The sequence below is a fragment of the Dactylosporangium sp. CA-092794 genome (genome assembly GCF_050948465.1).
Taxonomy (GTDB): Bacteria; Actinomycetota; Actinomycetes; order Mycobacteriales; family Micromonosporaceae; genus Dactylosporangium.
In genome coordinates this window covers 3,566,316-3,591,199 of the sequence record NZ_CP192044.1, presented here as the reverse complement: position 1 = coordinate 3,591,199, position 24,884 = coordinate 3,566,316, and the positions used below count along the sequence as shown (strand labels likewise).

Below are 24,884 nucleotides of genomic sequence, written 5' to 3'. Positions count from 1 at the left end.
CCCAACTTCGGCAGCCCGTGGGGACCCTTACGCTCCGTTGCCGACGACGCGGCTGATGCGGGCGCCGTGGATGTGGCCGTCGCAGGTAATGCCCGCCTGGGCGCCCGACAGTAGTGCAACCAGGCGTATTTCGTCGGCGGGGTTCATCGGGATTGGCGGCAGGGTGATGGTGCCGCCTTCGTGGTGCAACGGGCCGTGATCGGCGATCAGTCGTATGACCGAGCACGGTTCGGCGTCAACGATGTCGGCGCTAATGACCTGCCGGCCGGTGAGGGTGACAGTCAGCGGCACATGCACATCGGCGGCGGGGATGGACGCGTGGCCGGCGCTGCGGATCTCAATCACCGCGACGCGTGGGTCTGGGACATCTGCGGGTGCTGGTCCATCAGGTCCGCCGCTGACGGTGACGGTGACGGTGACGGCCGGGAGTACGGCGTCCGCATACACCTCGACGGTGATCAGCCTCGCCTCGGCGGTTGAGAAATCCGACGGTGAGCAGGGTGGCGACTGCGGTCAGCAGACCGGCGATGATCGCGGTGAGTGCGACGGTGGCCATGACCGGCCTGTCCTTTCCGCGTTGCCGGTTGTTGGGGTCCAGCCGGTCAGGCCGCTGGTTCCAGGACGGTCCGGTGCCAGGCGGTGGCGGCGATTTGGACGGCGTCCCAGGGGCTGCCGAGTGGTGGGGTGTAGGACAGGTCGAGGTCGGTGATGTCGGCGACGGTGGCGTCGTAGCTGATGGCGGTGGCGTAGGTGTCGACGCGTTTGGCGATCTCGGCGCCGTGGTGGCCGAGCAGCTGTGCACCGAGGAGCCGACCGGTGGTGCGGTCGCCGGTGATGCGGATGTGGACGGGGGTGGCGCCGGGGTAGTACGCCTTGTGGTCGTCGGCGGTGACGGTCAGCTCGATGGCAGGGTTGGCGGCGGGCGTTGCGGACCGCGGGCACCATCTTGGGTTGCCCACGTCGTCGAACTCGGCCGCGACGAGCCGCGGCAGGTTCGTCTCGTCGACCACGTCAGCATCGACGAGCAGCAGCGCACCTACGCCGATGCGGGCCGGCCCCTCGGACCAGGATGCTGCGGACACCGCCGAACCCGACCACCGCAACCCACAGCCGGCCCACGGTCAGTTGCCCGAGGTCGCCGAAGAGACGGGCCTGTCGGTCGTGGATCGCCGCCGCGTGCCTCGTCCGGGCGGGACGGGGCCGCAGCCGCCATCGCCGCGTGCGCCGGCACACCGTCACCAGCGCCATACCCACACCGCCACGACCAATAGACCGCGTGCACGCATGCCGGCTCGACGGGCCAACCGAGCCGCAGGTGCACGCTGCGCCGCGCCGCAAGGCCACAACATCGGACACCGGCTCCGCGGCAGGCCCCGCCGCCTGACGGCGAACGCTCCTCCGCCATGGCGCGACCTGCCGGTGGCCTCCCTGCGTCCGCCAACGGACGCGATCCTACGCAGGCGCTGATTTGATCACCCCAATTCTCCAGCTCAGTAAACAGATCGCGTGATCTTGCCTTCCCCGGGAAGGGCAACCGATGGCGAGCAGGTCGAACGGCCCAGCTTTCACAAATTCAGATCGATACCCATCGAGATAAGCCGCCTATCGTGCCGAATCGGACGTGGCCCACTGCCCGAAGCGTGGTGGTCAATCCCGAACACGGACTATCCTCCAGAGTCATGGACCAAGAGTCGCCAGCCAGACGGGGCACTTCCTTGCCGACGGGCAACAATCAGCCAGCTCCTGCGCAGGGCGCGATGACCGTCACGGCCCTCGCACGGCTGTCCGGGTTCAGCTCGGACGCGGTCCGCTACTACGAGAGGGTGGGCCTGCTGCCTCCCCCGCCTCGCACATCGGCCGGATACCGCCACTATGGCGCCGACGCCCTGGACCGGCTCCTCTTCATCCAGGGTGCGCAGCGTCTAGGGCTCAGGCTTCGCGAGATCCGCGAGCTGCTGGGCGTGCGAGACTCGGGCGCTTGTCCGTGCGGAGACGCCGCAGTCCTCCTGCGTCAACGCAAGGCCGAGGTCGACACGGAGATCGAACGGCTGTCGCAACTCCAGGCGACGCTTCAGCAGATGGTCAGCCAGCTGCCCAGTCCTAATTGCCCCGACCCTGTGCCGGGGGTTTGGAAGCCGCCCGCCTATGCCGACGCGTAGAGCGTCAGCGCAGTCAACTAGCGGCGGCCCCTCCGCTGCCACTTGACGTTGTACTCGACTCCAAGGTCTATCGTCACATCTCGTGACTCGAGCCTTGCTACCCCCATCAAGGGGCGGGCTACGTACATCGGCGTTGGCGGCGGCGTCAAACGTTCCGGTGAGCACCGTGCGCTACTACGCGTTGGTAGGGCTGCTTCCGGAGCAAAGCCGTACGCCGCGAGGCCACCGCCGTTTCGAGCCAGCGGCGGTCGAGCATTTGTGGTTTATCCGCTGCGCGAGACAGCTCGGCCTGCAGTTGCCCGCAATCGCCGAATTGCTTTTGGTACGGAAGGCCGACACGTGCCCGTGCATGGCCATCGGGCAGGTAGTACACCGCCAGATGGAAGCAATTGACCGAGAGCTGATGAGGCTCACGGCGATCCGCGATCAGTTGATCGCAGAGGCAGCCGCGGCACAATGCGAACCAAGTCAGCAGCGCGACTCTCGCCCGTCTTGCCCCGCGGCGGCACTACATAGCACACTCGATCAACTTCAACGACTGTGGTAGTGGCGCCACCAGAGCACCGCCAGCAGGCTGTACCTCGCCCCTGACGACGGCGTTCAGTGGGGCGCGCCGGGTTGCAGGCGCGGAATTCCGGTCATGACCTAACCCGAAAGCCGTCGAACAAGTAGTTGATCGCCGATCGCGTTGTGACGATCTCGAACCTTGCATTGCTTCACAATAAGTCGGGCCTGTTCGGTGCAGTGGCGTCGCACGACTGCGTCATGGTTCGGCAGCAGCCTCAAAGGCCGAACGCAGAAGTCGCAATGCCAAAATGCGCGCCGGGGCTTGCATTCGGTATTTGGGTACAGGCTTATCGTCGAAGACGACGCCGCTCGGGGCGTCATCGGGGTTGGTGCCCGGCAGCGCCGCCGGTTTGCATGCGGCCTTGCCCCGGCACCCCGGCACTCTCATGCGTGAGGCGTCCAGGGCGATTGGCTTGCCCTGACCGGCTAAGCACCCCGCTTGGAGGCCTACACATGAACAGCTACAGAGAGGTCGGACTGCGCGTTGGCCAGGTCGCAGAGAAGGCCGGCGTCAACATCCAGACTTTGCGCTATTACGAACGCCGCGGGCTGCTCGCTCAACCATGCCGCAGCGTTGGCGGCCACCGCATCTACCCCGCTGACACGGTCGCGCTGCTCGGCGTCATCAAGACCGCGCAACGCCTCGGCTTCACACTGGACGAGGTTGCGGATCTGCTCGATGCGGGCGGGCGCCGCCATCCCTCACCTGATCTGCACCAACGCGCTGCCGACAAGATCATCGAAATCGACGCCAAGATTCTCGGCCTCCGCCTCATACGCGACGCCCTCGTTCGACTGGTCGACGCGAATTGCGAAACCGTTACCGACTGCACCTGCACCGACGACACAAAACCCTTCGCGGATCTCAGCCGCATGGACGGCCAATGACCCGGAAGAACGAGCTTCGGCGGCGCATCAGTCTCCTCGGCCAGTCTGCGTGGCATCGCCGCCGAGCAGACCCCAGCCCACCCAAGCGCCCGGCAGCACCGGCCACGTCCTCTATTTTCACGGCGGGTGCTACAACCTCGGCTCGCCACGCTCATAGCGCAGCCTCGTCGCCCAGCTCACAGTCGGCGTCGGCGTCGCGGCCACGCTAGCTTCAATCCCGAGGATCCCCACCCGGACGCGCTGGACGACGCCCTGGCCTGCTTACCAAGGACTCCTGGACGGGGCATCGGCACGGAGCACATTGTCGTAGCCGGCGACTGGGCCGACACTGGCCTTGGTGATGGCGATCCGTGACGCCGACCTTCCATCGCCAGAGGCCGTCGCGATGACCTGTCCGAGGCTCGACTGAAGTTCCACCCGCGGACCGGACACCCTGAAACCAGACAGTTGGTCTGGGGAAGGATGTCCTGGTGCCACGTCCATCGAAGTACCCCGAGGAGTTCCGCCGGGATGCGGTCGAGCTGGTCCGCTCCTCGCCCGGCCGGACGATTCGTGAGATCGGCCGAGAGCTCGGCGTGAACCACGAGACCCTGCGCAACTGGGTGAACGTCGCCAAGCAGGCTGAGCAGGCCGGCGCGGGCAGCGGGGGCAGCTCCGAGCGCGACGGGCAGGTCAGCCCGGATGAGCGGGAGGAGCTGCGCCGGTTGCGGAAGAAGGTCGCTGAGCTGGAGCTGGAGAAGGAGATTCTCCGGAAGGCGGCCCAGTATTTTGCCAAGGAGATGGGTCGATGATCCACCGCTACCGGTTCATCTCCGAGTACCACGCCACCTACGGCGTCACGCGGCTGTGCCGCGTTCTGGCGGTCGGTCGCCGGCAGGGCTACTACGAGTGGGTCGCTGCCCAGCCCGCCCGTCAGGAGCGTGCTGAGGCCGAGGACGACCTCGCTGCCGAGATCCGCACCATCCACGGCGAGCACAAGGGCTCCTACGGCTCGCCGCGTGTGACGGACGAGCTGCGCCGGCGCGGCCGCCGGGTCAACCGTAAGCGCGTCGAGCGGATCATGCGGGAACGCCACATCGTCGGCATCACCCGCCGCCGACGGCGGTCGCTGACCAAGCAGGACACGACCGCCGCGCCCGCCCCGGACCTGATCGGCCGCGACTTCACCTCGCCCGCTCCAGGGCACCGCCTCGTCGGCGACATCACCTACCTGCCCACCCAGGAAGGCTGGCTCTACCTGGCCACCACCATCGACCTGTTCAACCGCGAGGTCGTCGGCCACGCGATGGCCGAGCACATGCGCGCCGACCTCGTGTGCGGCGCGGTCGAGCTGGCCCACCGGCGCGGTCTGGTCAAGCCACGGGCCATCTTCCACTCCGATTACGCCGAGTTCTGCGTTAAGCCGAGGATCGTGGGATGGCCTGTGGTGGCCGGGTGGCCCTGGCTGATTCCTCGGCTTAACGATCCTGCGGTTGGTGGCTACCGTCCGTCGTGTCCATTCGCGTTGCGGAGAGGAGACGGCCATGGATACGACGGTCACAGGGATCGGGTCGGTTGTTGTCACGGAGTTGCGGGCAGCCGGCTACATGGAGTCGACGATCGGCCAGTACAGGAAGTCGATCAAAGCGTTGACGTGTTTTGCCGCGGAGTGCGGTGGCGTCTACTCGCCTGCCCTGGGTGCTGCGTTCGCGTCGATGACGATCAGTCCGCGTACTGGCAGGTTCAGTGCGCAGCGCAGCTTCGACTACAGCCGGCTGATCGGGGTGTTCGACGCCTACATGCTGACCGGCCGGGTGGAGTTGTCGTGCCGTAAGCGTGGCGGGGGTGGCTCACGACCGGTCTCGCGCGAGTTCACCGCGCTGGCTGCCGCGTGGGACGCCGACATGGCCGACCGTGACCTGGCGCTGGCCACCCGCGACGCCTACGGCCGGGTATGCCGCGCCTACCTGGTGTTTCTGGAGGCGCGCGGGATCGCCTGCCTCGGTGGCGCCGACGGGTCCAGCGTTCTGGGGTTTCTGGACTCGTTGACAGGCACGTGGGCGACGTCGTCGCTGTTCTGGGTGCTGTCGAACTTCCGGCCGTTCTTGAAGTTCACCGGCCGCAACGACCTGGTCGACGCGGCCGGGCTGGCCGGGGTCAGGCGTTCCCACGCGATCCTGCCGGTGCTTTCCGACGAGGTTGAACGCCTGGTCGTGCACGCATGCGCGACACCGGCGATCGCCGCGCGGGACGCCGCGATCACCCTGCTCGCGATGACGACGGGGCTGCGCGCGTGCGACATCATCAACCTGGGGCTGGCCGACATCGACTGGCGCGCACGGACCGCCGACATCGTGCAGCAGAAGACGCACAACCCGCTGACCGTGCCGCTGACCGATCTGCTGGTCGGCAGGCTCGCCGACTACGTTCTGGATCAACGGCCGGACTCGCCCGACGACCACGTGTTCCTGCGTTGCGTGGCGCCACATACGCGGCTGTCGGACCACGCATCGATCCACCGGGTGATCGCCACCGTGTTCGGCAAGGCTGGCGTCACCGACGTGAGGGCCGGTACTCGCCTGTTGCGCCACAACGCCGCGTCGCGGCTGCTGCGCGCGGCGGTCCCGTTGCCGACGATCTCGGCCGTGCTGGGCCATACGAGCCCGGAATCGACTGACCTGTATCTGAGCGTCGATGAGGACCGTCTGCTCGACTGCGTCCTCGACGTCCCCGTCGGAATGCGGTCATGAACGCCCGCCGCTTCACCAGTGCCTTCGCACCGCAACTGGAGGCCTACCTCGCGTTCAAGGAGAAGATGGGCTTCTACGGCGTCTCCCGGATCTGGTACCTGAAGCAGTTCGACGTCTACTGCACCACACACGAGCGGACCGTCTTCGACCGCGACACGGTCGAGGGATGGGTCAGCCAGCAGCTGACCCGCTCAGGGCGGTACCGGTCCTGGATGTCCTACATCCGCGACGTCGGCCGTTGGTTGCAGGCCCACGGGCAGCGCGACGCCTACGTCCTGTCCGATCGGTGGAAGGCCGCAGTCGTCCCCGCCCACCCCTACCTGCTGACCAGGGACGAGATCGAGGCGTTCTTCGCGGCCGCCGCAACGCTGAACGCCGCCTCCCCGTGGCGGTGGCAGGCGGTCGCGTTCTTCACGCTGATGCACTCCTGCGGGCTGCGGACCGGGGAAACCCGCCTGCTGCGCCCCGAACACGTGCACCTTCGCGACCGGCACCTCGACATCGTGGCTTCCAAAGGCAACCGCTCCCGACGCCTACCTATCACCGGCGAAGTCGCCGAGATCCTGGCCGGCTGCGACCGGGTCACCCGCGCACGCTTCGGCCCAACGCGGTGCACATTCTTCGTCTCCGCGGCCGGCAACCAGGTCACCGCCGCGACCGTCGGGAAGATGTTCAACCGTGCCTGGGACCAGGCCGGTCTCCCACGACCGGTGGGCGGTCAGCAGCCCCGGCCCTACGACTTCCGCCACCACTTCGCCTACGCCAACGTCGAACGATGGATGGCCCAAGGCAAGGACGTCATGGCGATGCTTCCCTACCTGGCCCGCTACATGGGGCACGCGGACATCGAGTCGAGCTTCTACTACATCCACACCTCGCCGGAGTTCCTGCACGCCTACGCCGACCTCACCGCCACGAGCCAGTCGTTGCTACCGGAGGTCGGGTTCGATGAAACGTGACCCGGCAACCGGCGCCCCGGACTTCTACCGCTTCGCCCGGGACTACCTGCACACCTACCTGCCCACCGTGGCCCGACGCTCACCGAACACGATCGAGGCCTACCGGATCAGCCTGGAATGCTTCCTGCACTACCTCGCCGAACACGAGCACATCGACCGCCCCGACGTGGGCTTCGACCACTTCGACCGGCCACACCTGAAAAGCTGGCTGGCCTGGATGGCCGACCAGCAGCACTACGCGCCCAGGACCATCGCGTTGCGGCTGACCAGCGTCAAAGCGTTCCTGACCTACTGCTCCGCCGAGGACATCACCCTCGTCGCGCTCAGTCAGGCAGCCAAGGCGCTACGCACGCCAGCCAGCGCGCGGAAACCGATCGAGTACCTCACCGAACCCGCGACACGGGCCGTCCTCGCCGCCTGCACCGGCCGCACCGCGAAATCGCGCCGCAACCGGATGCTGCTGATCTTGCTCTACGACACCGCGGCCCGCGTCGGTGAGATCACCCGCCTGACACTGCAGGACCTCCGCTTGGGCAAGCCCGGACACGTCGTCCTCACCGGCAAAAGGAACAAGACCCGCATCGTCCCCCTCACCGGCAAGACGATCGAGCACCTGGGCGCCTACCTCGCCGAGTTCCACCCAGGCACGACGCAGCTTCCCGCGACCCGGCCGGTGTTCTACAGCCTGCACAACGGCAAGCCAACAGCGCTGTCGACCGATACCGTCGCCGCAGTGCTCACGCACGCTGCCACAGCCGCACGGCAGAGCTGCCCCTCGATCCCGAACAACATCCACTGCCACATACTGCGCAAGACCAAGGCCATGGACCTCTACCAGCAGGGCATCCCGTTGCCCGTCATCATGCGGCTCCTCGGCCACGAGAACATGTCGACCACAGCAGCGTTCTACGCCTTCGCCACCATCGACATGATGCGACAAGCCGTGGAGGCGGCCACGCCTGCAATCGACTCGCCAGCCGCGCAGCCACTCACCGAGGACAGGCTCCAGGCCCTCTACAGCCTCCGATGACATGCCGTCGTTAAGCCGAGGAATCAGACACGACAACCCTTCCGGCACCGACCATCCCACGATCCCTCGGCTTAACGCAGAACTCGGCGTAATCCGAGTTAAACCGATTTCGGTTTAACTCCGACCGCGGCTCCCAGTACACCTCGACCGAGTTCCGCACCACGCTCAGGACGCTCCACATGAGAGGGTCGATGGGCCGCGTGGGTTCGTGCTATGACAACGCCGTCGCCGAATCGTTCTTCGCGACCCTGAAAGCCGAGATCGGCACCCGGGTCTGGGCCACCCGGGCCGACGCCCGCCGAGCCGTGTTCGCGTACCTTGCCTACTACAACCGCAACCGTCTACATTCGACACTCAGTCACCGAACCCCGTACGAGGCCCGCGTCTGCTACCGTCAGGCCACCGCCCTCGCGGCATGAAACCCCGGTGTCCGATCCTGGGGTGGAACTTCACGACCTCGCGCAAGACCTGGCAAACGACCGCGTGATGTGCCCGCGCGAGCTGGCGATGGCGATCGCTGGCAGGGCACATGAAACTGGTTCGTCCCCTGGTGGCTCTTGCGCCAGCCGTGGCGTCGTTCAGGTCGCTGACCGACACCACACGGCTCGCGATTATTCGGCGACTCGTCGCCAGGGGAGCTCGCGGCGCGGGCCTCGTCCATATCTCAGTAGCGGAGATTTGCACACTGAGGTTCAACACCGCTTGTCAATGTTAGATATATCATGCCAAACGCGCTTGACCTTGGTGCATAGTCCAACCTTTACCGTCCAGGACGAGGTCGAAACACCCAGCGACCGTGAGCAGTCATGTGTATGGATCCGTGCACCCGAATGGACTGCCCGCATAGTAGCAGCCCGTGAGTCGTGCGGTTCTGCACCGCCGGTTGCCAAGCTGCGTGTAAGGAGATTCAAGATGCCCCGCGCCGCCCCCGTGGTGAGCTTCGAGGGCCGCGGCCGCGCCCCTGGACGCTTGAACCTGTCATCGATCACACCTGTCTCACACGGCTCCGCGTCGTTGGCGGGTCTCTAGTCAAGCCCTCACCCGATGGAGGCGTGACGATGTCCGAGAACAGACGGCGGGGCCTGCGCACCAGTGAGGTCGCGAAACTCGCCGGCGTGAACGTTCAGACGCTTCGCTACTACGAACGTCGGGGTCTGATACCTGCACCGCAGCGCACAGTGGGCGGACACCGCACCTACGTGCCGGAGACGATAAGGCTCGTCATGGTCATCAAGACCATACAAGGGCTCGGCTTTTCGCTCGACGAGATCGCCGCGATCCTCGAAGCAAGCAAGAAAGGTCACATCACTCCAAGCGTTCGCCAGGAGCTGCTTGACAGGCTTGCCGCCGTCAATCTGAAGATCCAGCAGCTATCTGCGATCCGCAGTGGCCTCAACAAGGTCGCGCAAGCTCGAGACGAATGTGGACTTGACTGCAACTGTACCGATTACTGGCCACCGTTCGCCGATGTAGCCAACACAGAGGATGACAGATGACACCAACACGACCGCACACAACCAACCACCGGCCCGATACCCCACCGCAGCCTGATGCCCGACCGCCGATGCGTAGCAAGGTTACGGGCGCATTGGCCGCGGTAGCGTGCGCTGTGGGTTGCGCGGTCCCACTGCTGATCACCGCGGGCATAATTACGAGTGCGGGCGCTGCGATCCTGCAACGTACGCTGGTCGCTGTCACCGTCGCGTTGGTGGTCACGGCACTGGGTATGTGGTGGCTGCACCACCGCCGGGCTACTCGGCGGCCAGGGCGCAATAGGTGACGCCACCGAATACGGCCCGCACGCCGCACGTCTGGGCGAACTAGGCCGATCACGCCACGGTCGCCTTCAAGGCCAATGACGACAGGACCCCACGACGGCCAAGCCACCTACGGCCATGACGCCTCACCACTCAACGCGCGACCCACACGCTGGGACCCAGTCACCGCTCGCCTCGAGCGCTACCAGGTTCTGATCTACCTTGGTGCGATCGCCACCGGGGCCCTTGTCGGCTTACACCTGCCTCACGACGTTCCATCGCTGGAACACGCCATCAATCCAGTACTGGGCGCGCTGCTGTTCGTGACATTCCTGCAGCTGCCGGTGGCCGCTCTCAAACGCGGCCTGCGGGAGACACGGTTTCTCGGCGCCGCCCTCACGCTGAACTTCATGGCGGTCCCGGTGATCGTGGCCGGGCTCGTCCACTTCGTACCGGACAATCGCGGACTGCGCATTGGAGTCTTGCTCGTACTGCTGACCCCATGCGTGGACTACGTCATCGTGTTCTGCACGCTCGCGAACGGTTCCACCCAACGCCTGCTGGCCGCGACGCCGCTGCAGTTGTTCGCCCAGATGGCCTTGCTGCCACTGTTCCTGTACCTGATGGCCGACCCGGCATTCGTCTCAGCCTTCGACTTCAGGCCGTTCGTTCACGCCTTCGTCGTCGTCATCCTCATCCCGCTCGCCGCGGCCTGGCTTCTGCAGGCCGCGGCGAGCCGTCGACTCGTACGACCAGCCGTGCTGGACGTATCCAAGCCGCTACCAGTACCTCTTATGAGCCTGACGCTACTGATGGTGGTCGCGTCGGAGATACCCACGGTCAGTGGCGCGTTGGTTGACATCATCGGCGTCGTTCCCGTCTACACGGCCTTCATGATCATCATGTTGGCGGTAGGCATGGCCTTGGCCCGAGTATTCCGCTTGGACGTGGGTGGCAGCCGTGCGGTGGTATTCACCGGGTCCACTCGCAACTCCCTCGTGGTCTTGCCATTGGCGCTCGCTCTGCCAGCCGGACTGGAACTAGCTCCGGCCGCGGTCGTGACCCAGAGGCTGGTGGAGATTGTCGGGATGGTGATCTTCGTCTGGGTCGTTCCGCGGCTCATACGGTCGCGATGACCTCACGACCGCAACTCGATCACCATCCCGGCGGGCCGGTCCGGGCCGGTCCTGCCAAAGCCTGGCCAGCTGCTCCACATGCGCACTGCCGCCGCCTCGCCGTAGGACACGGAGAGGCGGTGGCAGAACATCGACGCGTCTGTGTTGTACTCCTGCGTACCAACTGTCTCCAGCGCCAAGACAGCCAGCTGACAGCCCACCCGACCCGCCTCCTCCAGGGACATGCCTCGGGAGATGCCGATGAAGAAGCCGGCGCGGAAGGCATCACCGACACCGGTGGGCTCGCTCAGGGCCTGCACCTTGGCTGCAGGGACGTGGATCGGATCATGGTCTCTGCGCGTGATCCGGACGCCTCGCTCCCCGAGGGTGGTCACCACCACTTCCACGGAACGCTCGATGTCCTCCGCCGTACAGCCGGTCTTGGCGAGCAGCAGGCCGTGCTCATACTCGTTGGTGAGCAGGTAGTTGGCTCCCCGGATGAACTCGACCACCTGATCGCCGGACATGCGAGCCAACTGCTGGGACGGGTCGGCTGCGAACGGTACGCCGTTGGTGCGACATTGCGCGGCATGCCGGAGCATTACCAGCGGATCGTCGGCTCCGATCAGTACAAGGTCCAGGTCCTCGACCTGGCGGAGGACTGAAGCCAGGCTGATCTTCCGAGCTTCCGTCATCGCGCCTGGGTAGAACGACGCGATCTGACACAGGTCCTCGTCGGTGGTACAGACGAACCGTGCGGTATGCGCCTGCTGGCTCACCCAAAGATGGGAGCAATCCACGCCACGGTCCTCAAGCCACGACCTGTGGTCGGCGAAGTCCTTACCCACCGCGCCCACCAAAATCGGGCGCTCGCCGAGCTGGGTCATACCGAAGGCGATGTTTGCGGCCACCCCTCCACGACGGATTACCAGGTCGTCGACCAGGAATGACAGCGACACGCGATGCAACTGGTCTGGGAGCAACTGCTCGACGAAGCGTCCGGGAAAACGCATGAGGTGATCCGTGGCAATGGAGCCGGTAACGACCGTGCGGCCCATGTCGCTCCGCTCCTAGTACCGGTAGTGATCGTGCTTGTAGGGACCGTCGACCGGCACGCCCAGGTACAAAGCCTGTTCCTTCGACAGCTCGGTCAGCTTGGCACCCAGCGCGTCCAGATGCAGGCGGGCCACCTTCTCGTCGAGGTGCTTCGGCAGCGTGTGCACGCCGATCGAATACTGGTCCGTCTTCGTGTACAACTCGATCTGCGCGATCGTCTGGTTGGAGAACGAGTTCGACATCACAAAGGACGGGTGGCCCGTTGCGTTGCCGAGGTTCAGCAGCCGACCCTCGGACAGGACGATGATCGAGTGACCGTCGTCGAAGCGCCACTCGTCGACCTGCGGCTTGATGGTGATCCGCTCCACGTCGCCGCGCTTGGCTAGGCCGGCCATGTCGATCTCGTTGTCGAAGTGGCCGATGTTACCCACGATTGCCTGGTGCTTCATCCGCCCCATGTGCTTGGCGGTGATGACGTCGAGGCAACCGGTCGCGGTCACGAAGATGTCCGCCGTCGCCACGATGTCTTCGAGTGTGGCCACCTGGTAGCCGTCCATTGCCGCCTGCAACGCACAGATCGGGTCGACCTCGGTCACGATGACCCGGGCGCCCTGCCCGCGCAGCGACTCCGCGCAACCCTTGCCCACGTCGCCGTACCCGCACACCACGGCGACTTTGCCGCCGATCAGCACGTCGGTCGCTCGGTTGATGCCGTCGATGAGCGAGTGCCGACAGCCGTACTTGTTGTCGAACTTGCTCTTCGTCACCGAATCGTTCACGTTGATCGCCGGGAAGAGCAGACTGCCGGCGGCATGCATCTCGTAGAGACGGTGCACGCCGGTGGTGGTCTCCTCGGTCACGCCCTTGATGCCCGCGGCGATTCGCGTCCAGCGGCGATTGTCCTCCGTAAGCGAGCGCTGCAGCACGCCGAGAACGACCGCATACTCCTCGCTGGCTGCGGTCTCGACCAACGGCACGGCGCCCGCCTGTTCGAATTCCGCACCCTTGTGCACCAGCAGAGTCGCGTCGCCGCCGTCGTCCAGGATCATGTTGGGACCCTGGCCGTCCGGCCACAGCATCACCTGTTCGGTGCACCACCAGTACTCGGCGAGGGTCTCGCCCTTCCACGCGTACACCGGTACACCCGCCGGCGCCTCGATCGTGCCGTCCGGGCCGACGACGATCGCGGCGGCCGCATGGTCCTGGGTGGAAAAGATGTTGCAGGATGCCCAGCGGACTTGGGCGCCCAGCGCGACCAGCGTCTCGATCAGCACCGCAGTCTGGATCGTCATATGCAGCGATCCCGTTACCCGGGCCCCCGCCAGGGGCTGGGCGGCGGCGTACTCGCGGCGCAACGCCATCAACCCTGGCATCTCGTGTTCCGCCAGCTGAATTTCCTTGCGGCCGAACCCGGCCAACGACAGATCCGCAACCTTGAAGTCGCCTTCGACGACCGTACGCGGTCGGGCCGAGGCCGCCGGGTCCGATACCGGCAGAGTGCTCGTCATCTTGGCCTCCATCAGTCCACTGCGGACAGCAGGTCGGCCGCCCGATCGATGCGTTCCCAGCTGAAGTCGGGCAGCTCACGGCCGAAGTGCCCGTACGCGGCGGTTTCCAGGTAGATCGGCCGCAACAGATCCAGGTCCCGGATGATCGCTGCGGGCCGCAGGTCGAAGACGTCCAACACCGCTTTCTCGATCCTTTCCACCGGAACCTTCTCCGTGCCGAATGTCTCGATGCTCATGCTCACTGGGTGGGCCGTCCCGATCGCGTACGCGACCTGTGCCTCGCATCGCTCGGCAAGGCCGGCGGCGACCACGTTCTTCGCGACCCACCGCATGGCGTACGCCGCGGAGCGGTCCACCTTGGACGGGTCCTTGCCGGAAAAGGCACCACCGCCGTGCCGCGCATACCCGCCGTATGTGTCGACGATGATCTTTCTACCGGTCAGGCCGCAGTCGCCCATGGGCCCACCGATCTCGAAGCGCCCGGTTGGGTTCACGAGGAGTCGGTAGTCGCTGGTGTCCAGTTCGAGACCTTCGAGCTCAGGCCTGATCACATGGTCTTGGATGTCCGGCGTCAGGAGAGACTCCAGGGAGATGTCGGACGCGTGCTGCGACGAGACGACGATGGTCGTGAGTCGTGCGGGACGATGCCCGTCGTATTCGACCGACACCTGGGTCTTGCCGTCCGGTCGTAGGTAGGGCACGGTCCTGTCCTTGCGTATCAGCGTGAGGCGCCGGGCGAGCCGGTGCGCCAGCGCGATCGGCAGGGGCATCAGCTCCGGTGTCTCCGAGCAGGCGAACCCGAACATCATTCCCTGGTCGCCGGCTCCCTGCCCATCGAGCTTGTCGCCACCGCCGGTACGCGCCTCCAACGCCTCGTCGACGCCCTGGGCAATGTCCGTGGACTGCGCCCCGAGGGCAACGTTGATCCCGCAGGACGCACCATCGAAACCCTTGGCCGAGGAGTCGTAGCCGATGTCGAGGATGATCCCTCGAACAATGCCAGGCACGTCGACGTAGCCCTGTGTACTCACCTCACCGGCGATCTGGACCAGGCCGGTAGTAATCAGTGTCTCGACCGCGACGCGGCTGCGTGGGTCGACGGCCAGCAAAGCGTCCAGAATCCCGTCACTGATCTGGTCAGCGATCTTGTCTGGGTGCCCCTCGGTCACCGATTCCGACGTGAAGAGTCGTCCCATCAGTGTCCTCCGATCGTTGCAGTGCCTGATCTAGCCCTGCGGGTGCTGAAGCGGTCTGCGCAGCGTCGCGCGCCGAATCACACGCTTTTGGACAGGCGGGGGATGTCACGCTCGGTGGCGTCGACGGCGACCGTTGCCGTCGACGTTGGAAGGCGGTCCGGCCGAACATCTGCAGTGGTAGTCCGGGCGTCATCGTCTCGTTCTGAGCCTCCGTCTGAGTCTGCGTCTGCGTCATCGGATCGCAGCACCCAGCGCCATAGCGCAGCCGACGCGACCACCGCGACGAAGATTGCGGCTGCCGCGAGCGGCCATCTACCAGCGCCGGAGTTGACCCAGGACTCGACCCACGACGTCGACCGCTGCACGAACGTCACAACAGGGTCAGCTGCTCTGGTCTCGGCGGAGGCGAACAGCGCCATTCCCCAGTAATAGAGCAGGTACAAAGAAATGAACAACAGCAACGAGCCGTTGATCCAGCGCAGTCGCGGCAGCACGCGCTTGAGCGCGCGCGCGATACCCTCGCGCAGCAGCGCGGCACCCATTGACACTGAGACCAGCACCAGGGCCATCCCCGCGGCGTACGCGCCGAAGACGGCCAGGGTGCCCAGGGGACCGCCGTTCGTCAGGGCGGCTCCCACGATGACGAGGAAGATCGGCAGGGTGCAGCTGAGGGACGCCAGCCCGTACGCGACGCCGAACATAGCCATACCTGTAGGACGCCGCCGGTGGTTGTCCAGCCTCAGTTTCGGCAGAGATAGCTCCAGTCGCTTGCCGGCGAGGGTCGCCGCCGCGAACACAGCCATCGCCAGTCCGAGACAAAACCCCACCCACGGCACCGCCCTAGCGATCTGACCGGCGCCCAAGGTGATGGGCAGTCCCAGCACCGTGAATACGGACAGGAATCCGATCGTCACCGTCAGGCCGACCAGCAGCGCCTGAACAGTCCTGCTCGAGACGGACGGTAGTTCTCGCTCCTGCGCTCCCACGTAGTAGGAGAGGAAGACCGGCAGCATCGCGAAGCTGCACGGATTGAGGATCGCCAGACCCCCGGCGAGAAAAGCGAGTGCGACGGGCATCAGTGCCTGACCTCGCTGCGCAACATGCTCACGTATCCGGAGTCGGTGACTTGGGTATGGACGTCCAGGATGATGCCGGACTCGTCAAGGAGGAACTTGCTGTCCAGACACGGCAGCTTGACGCTGCTGGCCAGCCGGTTTCCGGTGTCCGTGGCCACCAGCCAGTCGGGACGCGCGTACCGGTTGCGCCAGCCGTCCAGGTCGGACGGTTTCTGGCTCCCCGTGACAAAGACGGCGAGCACATTGAAAGCATCGCCCCCGGTCTCATCGTCGAGTTTGCTGACCTGGACGGCGCCCGGAGCGCAGGATGCGCAGGTCCACTCGTCGACGAACCAGATGATGGACTTCTTGCCCGCCAGCGACGCCTTGCTGATCTGTTGCCCGTCTGGACTGGTCAACGCGAAGTCCGGGAATGCCATGCCCACCGACTCCGGGGTTGAGTCGACGCTGCGGTTGGCGGGCTCGTCGCGGTCGCCGAGCTGGCCACTGACTACAAGCAGGACGATGACCAAAGTGACCGCGAGGGAAGTGGTGACCGCCGCAGCGACTAAGGTCCGCCGCCGCCGGCGACGTGCCGCCATCCGAGCGCGTGCGTTCGAGCCCATCGTCTGCCTTTCTACCTGGTCAGCAGGCCTAGAGAATTCCGGTCTTCCCGGCTGACGTGGCTATGCACAGTGGCCAGCTCAGCTCGTCGTTCTCTCCGACGTCGGTGACGACGGCAGGGTCGGTTCGGCTGGGGTCGCCCACGGAGCCGGCAGGGTTTGCGTTGGACCCCGCTCCGCCCAAGAGCAGGAGCAGAGGGACCAGAGCGATCACCCGCCGGTCCCCGCGCTGTCGGTTGATGACCGTCTTGGTGGCCATGCAGCCACGTTCCTTTCTGCGGTGCCTCAGGGAGGCGCGGCATCACCGTTGCTGCCGCGCCACCAGTCCGGTTTGGGCCCTGCTAGACCCTGTTGCCTAGCTGCTGTGGCTGCAAGGCGCCTGCTGATCCAGCATCGGTCGTGTCGCCGCAGCCGCACGCGGATTCGACCTTGTTGATGGTGGGGCCGCACCCGCAGGCAGATTCGGCGGCGCTGGTGGGAACGCACCCGCATGCAGAGCCGGCCAGCGGCAACGTCTGACGGGTCGGTGCAGTCACGCTGGCCACGATGGGAGACCGCGCGCCTACGGCGGCTGTGACGCTGCTGTCGCTGTGTGAGACGCCGAGGTAGCGGCGCAGCGGTCGACGCCGCAGCAGCCTCAGACCGTTGGCGATGATCACCAGGGCGTAGCCCTCGTTCGCGAGGACACCTTGGGTGAGTGTGAAGGCGCCGGTGAGGGCGGTCGTGACGAGCAGGACAACCATCAGCATCGACAGCACGACGTTCTGGTTGACGTTCCGCCGTGACCTGCGGGCCAGTGCAACCGCGTAGGGCAGCTTAGTCAGGTCGTCTGCCATGAGGGCGACATCCGCGGTCTCCAGCGCGACATCGGTGCCAGCGGCGCCCATGACGATCGCTACGTCGGCTGTGGCCAGCGCGGGCGCGTCGTTGACACCGTCGCCGACCATGGCCACCGTGCCCCCTGCCCGCAAGGCGTTGACGGCGGCGCTCTTGTCCTCCGGCATCAGCTCCGCTCGGACCTCTTCGATGCCGAGCTGGTCCGCGATGGCGCGTGCGACACGTTCGCGATCGCCGGTGAGCATCACTGTGTGGGTGATCCCAAGGCGACGCAGTCCATCGACCGCTGCGCGGGCGTCGGGACGGAGCTCATCGGCGACGCCGAGAAGACCGATGAGTCGCCCGTTATCGATGACCGCGACCGGTGTAGCTCCGGCGGCTTCGACGGCCGCGAGCGCGCGAGTGGCGTCGCGGTCAGCCCCCAGGGCCGGAACACGACCAACGGCGACCTTACGACCGTCGACAGTCGCCTCCGCGCCCACGCCGGCGATCGTCCGCGTGTCCGGCAGCGGGCGTACCTGCAGCCCTCTGTCGCGGGCGGCACGCACGATGGCGTCCGCGATCGGGTGCGTGGCTCCGGCTTCCACGCCCGCCGCGAGGGCGAGCAGTTCGGTCTCGGATACGTCGTTGAGCGTATGGACCTCGACCAGGACGGGCCGGCCGCGGGTGAGTGTGCCGGTCTTGTCGAATGCGACGCGGCTCAGATCGGCCAGCCGTTCCAGGTATGCCCCGCCCTTGATGAGGACGCCGTCGCGTGCGGCACGGGCGACTGCGGAGACCACGCTGACCGGTACGGACAGGACCAGTGCGCACGAGCAGGAAACGATCAGCACGACCAGGCCGCGATACACGGCCTCCTCGAGCGTCAGGCCCAACACGACCGGCCCGAATATCGCCATGAGAATGGCGAGTCCGATCATCGATGGCGTGTAGATGTTCGAGAACTGATCCGCGAAGCGCTGCGCCCGCCCGCGATTGGCCTGCGCCTCCTCAACCTCGCGGATCACGCGAGCCAGCACCGTGTCCACGTACGGCTTGGCGACCTCGATACGCAATGCGGAGTCTCCGTTGAGGGTGCCGCCGTAGACGACCGTCCCGGGATTGACCTCGACCGGCATGGACTCGCCGGTGATGGCAGATGCGTCGACCCAGGAGGTGCCTTCGACGACTTCGCCGTCGCTGGGCAGTCGCGAGCCCGGCCGGACGAGCACCTGGTCGCCGACGCCGAGTTCCTCCACCGGAACGGTATCGGTGAGCCCGTCGGACCGGAACCGCTCCGCCATCTGCGGGCTGAGATCCATCAATGCCTGGATGGAGCGCCTCGCCCGGTCCGCCACATAGCTCTCGAGGACCGCGCCCAACGAGAAGATCACCACGAGGTCGGCAGCCTCGCCCGCCCGCCCTAGTGTGATCGCTCCAACGACGGCCACGATCAGCAGCAGGTTGATGGAGAATCGCTTCATCCGCAGCATCGTCCAAGTGCTGCGCAGCGGGTACACGATGCCGATGACGATCGACGCGAGCGCAAGCACGAGCGCCGGAGTCTCAGCTTTGAGGACCAACTCGCTCACTTCGGCGGCAATCAGCAGGACGGCCGCGACCGCAAGGGTGATCATCTCCGGGCGCATCCACCACCGCTTCGACCGCCGGGGTGTGTCACCGCCCTTGCTGGTGTGCTCAGGCTCCAGCGTGAGCCCGGACGCAGCGGCGGTCCGGAGAAGGACCCCGTCGTCCAGCTCGACCGGGGCTTCGACGGCCAGAACTCCAGTTGCTGCCAACATTCGGACATCGCGCACGCCCGCGACTCTGCGCAAAGGGGTGAGGTCGCTGGCGCATTCGACGCATCCTTGGAGGACTCGGTAGCGCCGAATCTCGACGTCCGCCTCCGGGGGTGCGTCTACCCCTCCTGCTCCTGGTGGCGTACTCACTCGGGTCACCGCCTGTCAGTAAGGAAAACGACTATCTCGAGCCACGCTATGCCTTGGAGTTGGTCCAACCTCAAGTCGAAACGCAGAATGAGCTGACTCACGTTGGAGTGGATAGGTACGGCCCCACGTCGCCTGGAGCGGAGGCGCGCAGCGCACGGTGAATGCCCCGCGCAGCCGTTCGGCGAGTTCTTCGCGGGTGGCCATAAATCCCGGAGGCATGAACGCGCCCGAGTTCGCAGTGAACGTCAACGCCGACGGGGCCACACCGCACGCGCCGCAGCATGACCCCCGACCCGGCCAACGTCTCCGGTCAAAGCACTAGTTCTTGCGCTCCTTGAGCGGGAGCTGGGCAACTGCCGGGTGATCCTTGTCGAGCTTGCCGATCTTCGACGCGCCGCCGGGTGATCCCAAGTCGTCGAAGAACTCCACGTTCACACTTTGGTAGTGGCGCCACTGCTCCGGCAGGTCGTCCTCGTAGAAGATCGCCTCGACGGGACACACCGGCTCGCAGGCCCCACAGTCAACGCATTCATCAGGATGAATGTAAAGCATCCTCCCTCCCTCGTAGATGCAATCTACGGGACACTCTTCAATGCATGCCTTGTCGAGTACGTCGACGCATGGCTCGGCGATGACGTAGGTCATCGGCCTGTCCCCCAATCGGTTGGTAGCTGACGGATCGCATGAGGCCGGCACGAACCTTGGCCACGATGACAAGGTTGCTGCAACACCGACTCCGGCGGCCAGGCCGCGCCGGCTATCACGTCGGCGCTTAGGCTGCCCGGGGTGGCAGGCAATCAGTCGTTCGGAGCCTGCTCGCCGTCGACTCTGTTTGCAGCGCGTGAGCGCACAGGGCCTACTCTGCGGAATCGAGCAGTCGACCGAACTCACTGCTGGCGATCGCGATGGCCTCTTCCTGTTCCAGGATCTGCCCGGTGTATTCCGGGTGTTCCGTCAGGTACGTTTCCGCGTGCGCACGACTGACATGGAAGCCGGTCGACGTGCAGGCGCCGGCGATGGGACCACCGCAGTCTTCCGTCGCGAGCAACACGACGGTCGAGGCTGGCCGCCAACGCCAGCCGTCCGGGTCCGCGTTGATGCAGATCTGCTCGCCTGTGGTGGGATCGCCCGAGAGGATGGTCGCGGTTACGTGAACCATCAGCGGGATACCGAGCGCGTCCACCGCGCACATGGCTGCCAATGGAGGTCGGTCACCCACCAGCTGTACTCGGTGGGGCGACGGACGGCCGGACAGCGGATAGGCCACCCGGATGGCACGGGCGCCGGCGTCGGCGTGCACTAGGTCCGCCTCGGCCAGATCATCAAGCGCCCTCACGAGTTCGAGGCCGCGCGCGGCAGCCGGGCTCACCAGCTGCTCCAAGGTGGGCGCGATCCCCGCGTCGAGAAAGATCTGCAGCAGATCTCGATGGAACGCCCTCAGCGCGGGCGGCAGCTTTGCCTGGCTGGCGGCAATGCCACCGCGGGCAAGCGCCGCAAGCGTTACGGGCAGAACGTCACTGAAGGATCTTGGCGGGCTGTTCACGCGGACTCCTGACGAGTTGGGCCGGACCAATCCCGGCACGACCGTTGCAGATTGGCGGAGTAATCCGACCCGGCCGCACGTGGCGTCGCCTCGCACCATCGGTCGGGCGGCGTGCACCCACGCAGTTCCGAGGTCCTTGGAGGTACACGTTGTCCGCCGCGCACGGCCGGCCCGGTTCGGTTACGGCGAAGGCGTTCCCGCGGATACAGGTTCGACCGGTGCTTCGTACGTCGCCGCCACGTCGTCTTCGACCCGGCGGCGCATCCGGTGAGTCACGGCCGACACAGGAAGAATGATCAAACTGATCACGACGCCGACCGCCACCACATGCGGCCCCCACTGCGATCCGCCGAAGACCAGGAGTATCGCGTTGAAGGCGGCCAGCACCAGGGCCACGATGATGAATGGCCGGGGAAGCCGTAGGCCACCGGCCCGGCCGCCCGGGTGGCGTCGGAGGACCAGATACGCGATCGGCATGAGTACGAAGACGATCAGATATCCGAAGTTGGCTGCGGCGACGACCTCGACGACGTGGGTGCCGAAGACGACGAGCATGATGCCGATGACAACAGCATCCCAGGCGATGGATCCGACCGGCGCGCCCCTCTTGTTGATCTTCCCGAAGAACCGTGGAATGTGGCCATCCTGGGACATTTGGTAGACCGTCCGCGACGAGCCGATGATGAACGTCTCGGCGGCCAGGATGAGCACCGCGGCCAAGCCGACACCCACGAAAGTCTCGCCGACGGGCCCCAGCGCGATTCTGCCCGCCGCGGTGAATGCCTTGAAAGGATCACCCAACCCGCCGGCTCCCAGTAGGCCGAACAACATGATCGGTATGGCGGAGAACGCGACGAAGCAGATCGTCGCGGACGCGGTCATGATCCGTTTCATGTGGCGCTCGGGCTGTCGGATCTCAGCACAGACCGTGGATGCCATTTCAGCAGCGTAGGAGGACCATGTGGCCACGAAGCCCCATTTGAGCACCAATGCGATGATCGAACCGAAGTCGTCTGGAGCGCCCGACGGCAGGGCGGCCGGGATCACTTGCTCGAGGTGAAACGCACCTGGGCGCAGCAGCGGCCCGACAACCACGATCAAGATGACGCCTGCGGCAACCAGGGCCAGGCACGCGTTGATCACCGTTGCAAGCCGCAGACCCAGCGCCGTGATGATGTAGAGCACTGCACCGATCAGGCCAGCAAGCAGTACAGCATTAACACCAGGGAGCAGCAGATCCCGCAGGAATGTGGCCGCCAGGATGAGGTTGACGGCGATGCCCGGGGTCCACGCAAACCAGTAGCACCAGGCGGACAGTGCACCGAGGCTTCGTGATCCGCCCGGCAGGGCGCGATAGGCGAACTGGGCGGTGCCGCCGGCACGTTCCGGGAAGCGGGAAGCCATCTCGGCGATGAGGAAGCATTGCAATCCTCCGATCGCTGCGGTCCCAACCCAAACCCAGATCGAGAGGTTGCCGATGTCCGCAACCTCGGCCCCGAGGGACACCACGATCATCAGTGAGCCGCCCATCGCGACCAGGATCGCCGCCCACCATGGCGCGGTGACAGGCAGGCGGCTGCGCCCGGGGAACAACGCGCTTGGCGTCGACGGTCGCTGCAGAGGGTCCCTCGCAGCGCCGCCATGTCCGCCCGGCGGACTCGTGACATTTTCGGACATTGTCCACCTCCAATACTCACGGAGGTGACGATGCGACGATCGGCCGCAGATGGCCTGAAAACACGAGCAGCAGAAACCCTTGGCCTGCCAGAACGACGAAGGGCGCATTTCGATGCGGATCCTCAAAGGGCGACGCGGTCTGGCGTTGGCATCCGAACGCCAGAAAGTAACCTCGCCCAGCAGTGATCCACGATCGCGACGACACACAGCCCCGTAGGCAACAGACGATAGGCGGACCGCCGCCGCTACGCAACATCAATCACCGAAATGCCGCGTGAATCCACGCGAGCTGCCACCACGTCTCAACAACGGCTCGAACGACGGAAAAGTTTCCTTACTCAACTATCGAGAAACCCCTGAATGCTCGTAGCGCCTGACTCACGTCCCGGTCGGTCGAGATCAAAAGCACGGCGACGCGAGTCCGAAAAGTACGAAATCTGAGAAGCGGCAATGCACTCCGAAAGCGACTAATCTGGCCGCGGCCGGATGGATGCGTCGCGTAACGGACACCACGGACCCGCCTGCCCAGCGAAAGATCTTCTGCCGCTCGGGCTCAGGCTCAGGTGACCTTGGCCGCGACGTGATCACGGCAATCCGGACCGCCCGCCGTGCTCTGCTGCCACCGCCCGACAAGACGCTTCAGAAGCTCGGGCGGCCGGCGGGCAAGGTGTCCGTCCGGCCCCATATGCGGACACTCACACAGGGCCGAGCAGGCGCAGGCGATGGCCGCGTCAAGGAGCCCGAGAAGGTCCTGGAGCTCGCGAATCTGGCGTTGGACCTCGACGCGTCGACCCAGTGCCATGTCCCGCCATGCCCCGTTGTGCCCGCGTGGGCCGTCCAGGAGATCACTGATCTCAGAAAGACTGAAGCCTATGCCTTGGCATACCTTGATCACTGAGAGGCGTTGAAGCACCGATGGCGGATAGTGCCGCCGCCCGCCGATTCTCGCACCCTCGCCGATCAGGCCGCAGCGCTCGTAGTACCGCAGCGCCGAGGAGGCGATACCAGCCTGCTTGGCGATCTTGTCGATTGACATCAGTGACTCACCCACGGCTCACCCAGCCTTGACTTGAAGTCCGGTTCAACGGCAAGACTACCGAAAGCGGAAGGGGGTGACGAGCCGACGGAAACCAGTAGCAGGAAGGCGGCACACGCGCAGCCCCGTGTTGTGTCAGGCAGATTTCCAGCGTCTTACGTTGCTATCCGTGCAGTTTTTCGGCGCATCAGCACGGGTGCATCTAACTTCGACGCTGCTCAATGACCCGAGCGCCGACGATGACGGAAGTTTTGCTGACCGAGAGTGGCCGGCGGCGCTAGATCCACGTGTGCACACGCCGCAAGCACACGGCCTCCGCACGCACACAAACGTAACTTGATGGCTTTTGAAGTGCGAGCTCACGCCCTTGGTGGTGGAGCGTCGCTGGCTCACGTGAGAAGGAGTCGTCGTGAGTGTTCTGACTGGTGCCCTGCGTAAAGGGTACAACGCAACCTGGGGTAAGTACGTCTTTGCCGGGATGTACGACCGGTTCCTGGCTCGGGTGGAGAAGCACGGGTTGTCGGAGAAGCGGGCGGAGATGCTCGCGCCGGCGTACGGGCGCACGATCGAGCTGGGTACGGGTACCGGCCTGAACCTGCCGCACTACCCGGATGCGGTGACTGAGCTGGTGCTGACCGAGCCGTACCCGCCGATGGTGGCCAAGTTGCAGGAGAAGGTCCGCGACTACCCCAGGCCGGTGCAGTTGACCGTGGCGGGTGCGGAGAAGCTGCCGTTCCCGGATGCCAGCTTCGACACGGTGGCCGCGGCGATGATCCTGTGCACGGTGCCGGATCCCGGTCCGGCGCTGGCTGAGATCAGCCGGGTCCTCAAGCCGGGTGGCCAGTACCTGTTCCTGGAGCACGTGCGTCACGCCGACCCGAAGGTGGCCCGCAAGCAGGACCTGGTGCAGATCGGCTGGTACTGGTTCGGCAACGAGTGCCACTGCAACCGGCCGACGGTGCAGACCTTGCAGGAGCAGCAGTACCTGGAGATCGCGGAGCTCAAGCACGACAAGATCCCGGGTGCCTGGGAGTTCATCGAGGCGATGATCATCGGCCGCGCGGTACGAACCGAGCACGGCCTCAACGGCAACGGCAAGGCCATCTCCGACACGAGCAGCCAGGGTGGTACTCACAGCGCGGCATGCGACTGCTAACCACCGACGCATCGGATGGTGTAGGGCGACAGGGTCATGGCGACGCCACGCCGCACGCCATGGCC

General features: G+C 65.6%; 24 protein-coding genes. 12 read left to right on the top strand and 12 right to left on the bottom strand.

What is annotated here, in order from left to right:
* Positions 1–27: 27 nt before the first annotated feature.
* Positions 28–447 carry a hypothetical protein gene (locus ACQPXD_RS15350; RefSeq protein ID WP_432838878.1) on the bottom strand — a complete coding sequence of 140 codons (420 nt, stop codon included), beginning with the start codon at positions 445–447 and terminating at the stop codon, positions 28–30.
* A 155-nt stretch (positions 448–602) separates the two neighbouring features.
* A complete protein-coding gene (locus ACQPXD_RS15345) occupies positions 603–1,082 on the bottom strand; it encodes a hypothetical protein (protein WP_432838876.1) in 480 nt (159 codons plus the stop codon).
* A gap of 675 nt (positions 1,083–1,757) precedes the next feature.
* Here ACQPXD_RS15345 and ACQPXD_RS15340 point away from each other — a divergent pair.
* From ACQPXD_RS15340 to ACQPXD_RS15290, 11 genes are all read left to right on the top strand, one after another.
* Complete coding sequence (locus ACQPXD_RS15340) at positions 1,758–2,159, top strand: heavy metal-responsive transcriptional regulator (RefSeq protein WP_432838874.1); 402 nt, start codon at positions 1,758–1,760, stop codon at positions 2,157–2,159.
* Positions 2,160–2,241: 82 nt separating this feature from the next.
* Complete coding sequence (locus ACQPXD_RS15335; RefSeq protein WP_432838872.1) at positions 2,242–2,706, top strand: MerR family transcriptional regulator; 465 nt, start codon at positions 2,242–2,244, stop codon at positions 2,704–2,706.
* A gap of 473 nt (positions 2,707–3,179) precedes the next feature.
* Positions 3,180–3,614 carry a MerR family transcriptional regulator gene (locus ACQPXD_RS15330; RefSeq protein WP_432838870.1) on the top strand — a complete coding sequence of 145 codons (435 nt, stop codon included), beginning with the start codon at positions 3,180–3,182 and terminating at the stop codon, positions 3,612–3,614.
* A gap of 470 nt (positions 3,615–4,084) precedes the next feature.
* On the top strand, positions 4,085–4,405 hold the full coding sequence (locus tag ACQPXD_RS15325) for a transposase (protein WP_432830774.1): 321 nt from the start codon (positions 4,085–4,087) through the stop codon (positions 4,403–4,405).
* On the top strand, positions 4,402–5,427 hold the full coding sequence (locus ACQPXD_RS15320) for an IS3 family transposase (protein ID WP_432830772.1): 1,026 nt from the start codon (positions 4,402–4,404) through the stop codon (positions 5,425–5,427). The genes ACQPXD_RS15325 and ACQPXD_RS15320 overlap by 4 nt, the downstream gene beginning before the upstream one ends.
* Complete coding sequence (locus tag ACQPXD_RS15315; RefSeq protein WP_432830770.1) at positions 5,309–6,343, top strand: tyrosine-type recombinase/integrase; 1,035 nt, start codon at positions 5,309–5,311, stop codon at positions 6,341–6,343. The genes ACQPXD_RS15320 and ACQPXD_RS15315 overlap by 119 nt, the downstream gene beginning before the upstream one ends.
* A complete protein-coding gene (locus ACQPXD_RS15310; protein WP_432830768.1) occupies positions 6,340–7,302 on the top strand; it encodes a tyrosine-type recombinase/integrase in 963 nt (320 codons plus the stop codon). The genes ACQPXD_RS15315 and ACQPXD_RS15310 overlap by 4 nt, the downstream gene beginning before the upstream one ends.
* Complete coding sequence (locus ACQPXD_RS15305; protein ID WP_432830766.1) at positions 7,292–8,332, top strand: tyrosine-type recombinase/integrase; 1,041 nt, start codon at positions 7,292–7,294, stop codon at positions 8,330–8,332. The genes ACQPXD_RS15310 and ACQPXD_RS15305 overlap by 11 nt, the downstream gene beginning before the upstream one ends.
* A gap of 200 nt (positions 8,333–8,532) precedes the next feature.
* Positions 8,533–8,751 (top strand): integrase core domain-containing protein, encoded by a 219-nt coding sequence (locus tag ACQPXD_RS15300; protein WP_432830764.1) that lies wholly within the window; start codon positions 8,533–8,535, stop codon positions 8,749–8,751.
* 639 nt (positions 8,752–9,390) lie between these two features.
* A complete protein-coding gene (locus ACQPXD_RS15295) occupies positions 9,391–9,828 on the top strand; it encodes a MerR family transcriptional regulator (protein ID WP_432838868.1) in 438 nt (145 codons plus the stop codon).
* Positions 9,829–10,187: 359 nt separating this feature from the next.
* Positions 10,188–11,225: an arsenic resistance protein gene (locus tag ACQPXD_RS15290; protein ID WP_432838866.1), complete on the top strand. Its 1,038-nt coding sequence runs from the start codon at positions 10,188–10,190 to the stop codon at positions 11,223–11,225.
* 2 nt (positions 11,226–11,227) lie between these two features.
* On the opposite strand, the gene ACQPXD_RS15285 is transcribed toward ACQPXD_RS15290, so the two are convergent.
* The 10 genes from ACQPXD_RS15285 to ACQPXD_RS15240 all read right to left on the bottom strand — a co-directional run bounded on the left by ACQPXD_RS15285 (position 11,228) and on the right by ACQPXD_RS15240 (position 23,663).
* On the bottom strand, positions 11,228–12,262 hold the full coding sequence (locus ACQPXD_RS15285) for a carbohydrate kinase family protein (RefSeq protein WP_432838864.1): 1,035 nt from the start codon (positions 12,260–12,262) through the stop codon (positions 11,228–11,230).
* A 12-nt stretch (positions 12,263–12,274) separates the two neighbouring features.
* Positions 12,275–13,768, bottom strand: coding sequence for an adenosylhomocysteinase (gene ahcY / locus ACQPXD_RS15280; RefSeq protein ID WP_432838862.1), 1,494 nt, complete (start codon positions 13,766–13,768; stop codon positions 12,275–12,277).
* An 11-nt stretch (positions 13,769–13,779) separates the two neighbouring features.
* On the bottom strand, positions 13,780–14,967 hold the full coding sequence (gene metK, locus ACQPXD_RS15275) for a methionine adenosyltransferase (protein WP_432843848.1): 1,188 nt from the start codon (positions 14,965–14,967) through the stop codon (positions 13,780–13,782).
* Positions 14,968–15,041: 74 nt separating this feature from the next.
* Complete coding sequence (locus ACQPXD_RS15270) at positions 15,042–16,040, bottom strand: cytochrome c biogenesis CcdA family protein (RefSeq protein ID WP_432838860.1); 999 nt, start codon at positions 16,038–16,040, stop codon at positions 15,042–15,044.
* Positions 16,040–16,645: a TlpA disulfide reductase family protein gene (locus ACQPXD_RS15265; protein ID WP_432838859.1), complete on the bottom strand. Its 606-nt coding sequence runs from the start codon at positions 16,643–16,645 to the stop codon at positions 16,040–16,042. Before ACQPXD_RS15265 ends, ACQPXD_RS15270 begins: the two co-directional genes overlap by 1 nt.
* A 338-nt stretch (positions 16,646–16,983) precedes the next feature.
* Positions 16,984–19,275 carry a heavy metal translocating P-type ATPase gene (locus ACQPXD_RS15260; protein ID WP_432838858.1) on the bottom strand — a complete coding sequence of 764 codons (2,292 nt, stop codon included), beginning with the start codon at positions 19,273–19,275 and terminating at the stop codon, positions 16,984–16,986.
* Between the two features lie 450 nt (positions 19,276–19,725).
* Entirely contained in the window at positions 19,726–20,052 is a 327-nt protein-coding gene (fdxA, locus tag ACQPXD_RS15255) for a ferredoxin (RefSeq protein WP_432838857.1), read from the bottom strand.
* A 211-nt stretch (positions 20,053–20,263) separates the two neighbouring features.
* Positions 20,264–20,950 (bottom strand): organomercurial lyase, encoded by a 687-nt coding sequence (gene merB / locus ACQPXD_RS15250; protein WP_432838856.1) that lies wholly within the window; start codon positions 20,948–20,950, stop codon positions 20,264–20,266.
* Positions 20,951–21,130: 180 nt separating this feature from the next.
* Entirely contained in the window at positions 21,131–22,627 is a 1,497-nt protein-coding gene (locus ACQPXD_RS15245; RefSeq protein WP_432838854.1) for an APC family permease, read from the bottom strand.
* Positions 22,628–23,186: 559 nt separating this feature from the next.
* Positions 23,187–23,663, bottom strand: coding sequence for a MerR family transcriptional regulator (locus ACQPXD_RS15240; protein ID WP_432838852.1), 477 nt, complete (start codon positions 23,661–23,663; stop codon positions 23,187–23,189).
* A 409-nt stretch (positions 23,664–24,072) separates the two neighbouring features.
* Between ACQPXD_RS15240 and ACQPXD_RS15235 the strand changes: the two genes are divergently transcribed.
* Positions 24,073–24,819, top strand: coding sequence for a class I SAM-dependent methyltransferase (locus tag ACQPXD_RS15235; RefSeq protein ID WP_432838850.1), 747 nt, complete (start codon positions 24,073–24,075; stop codon positions 24,817–24,819).
* Positions 24,820–24,884 lie beyond the last annotated feature (65 nt).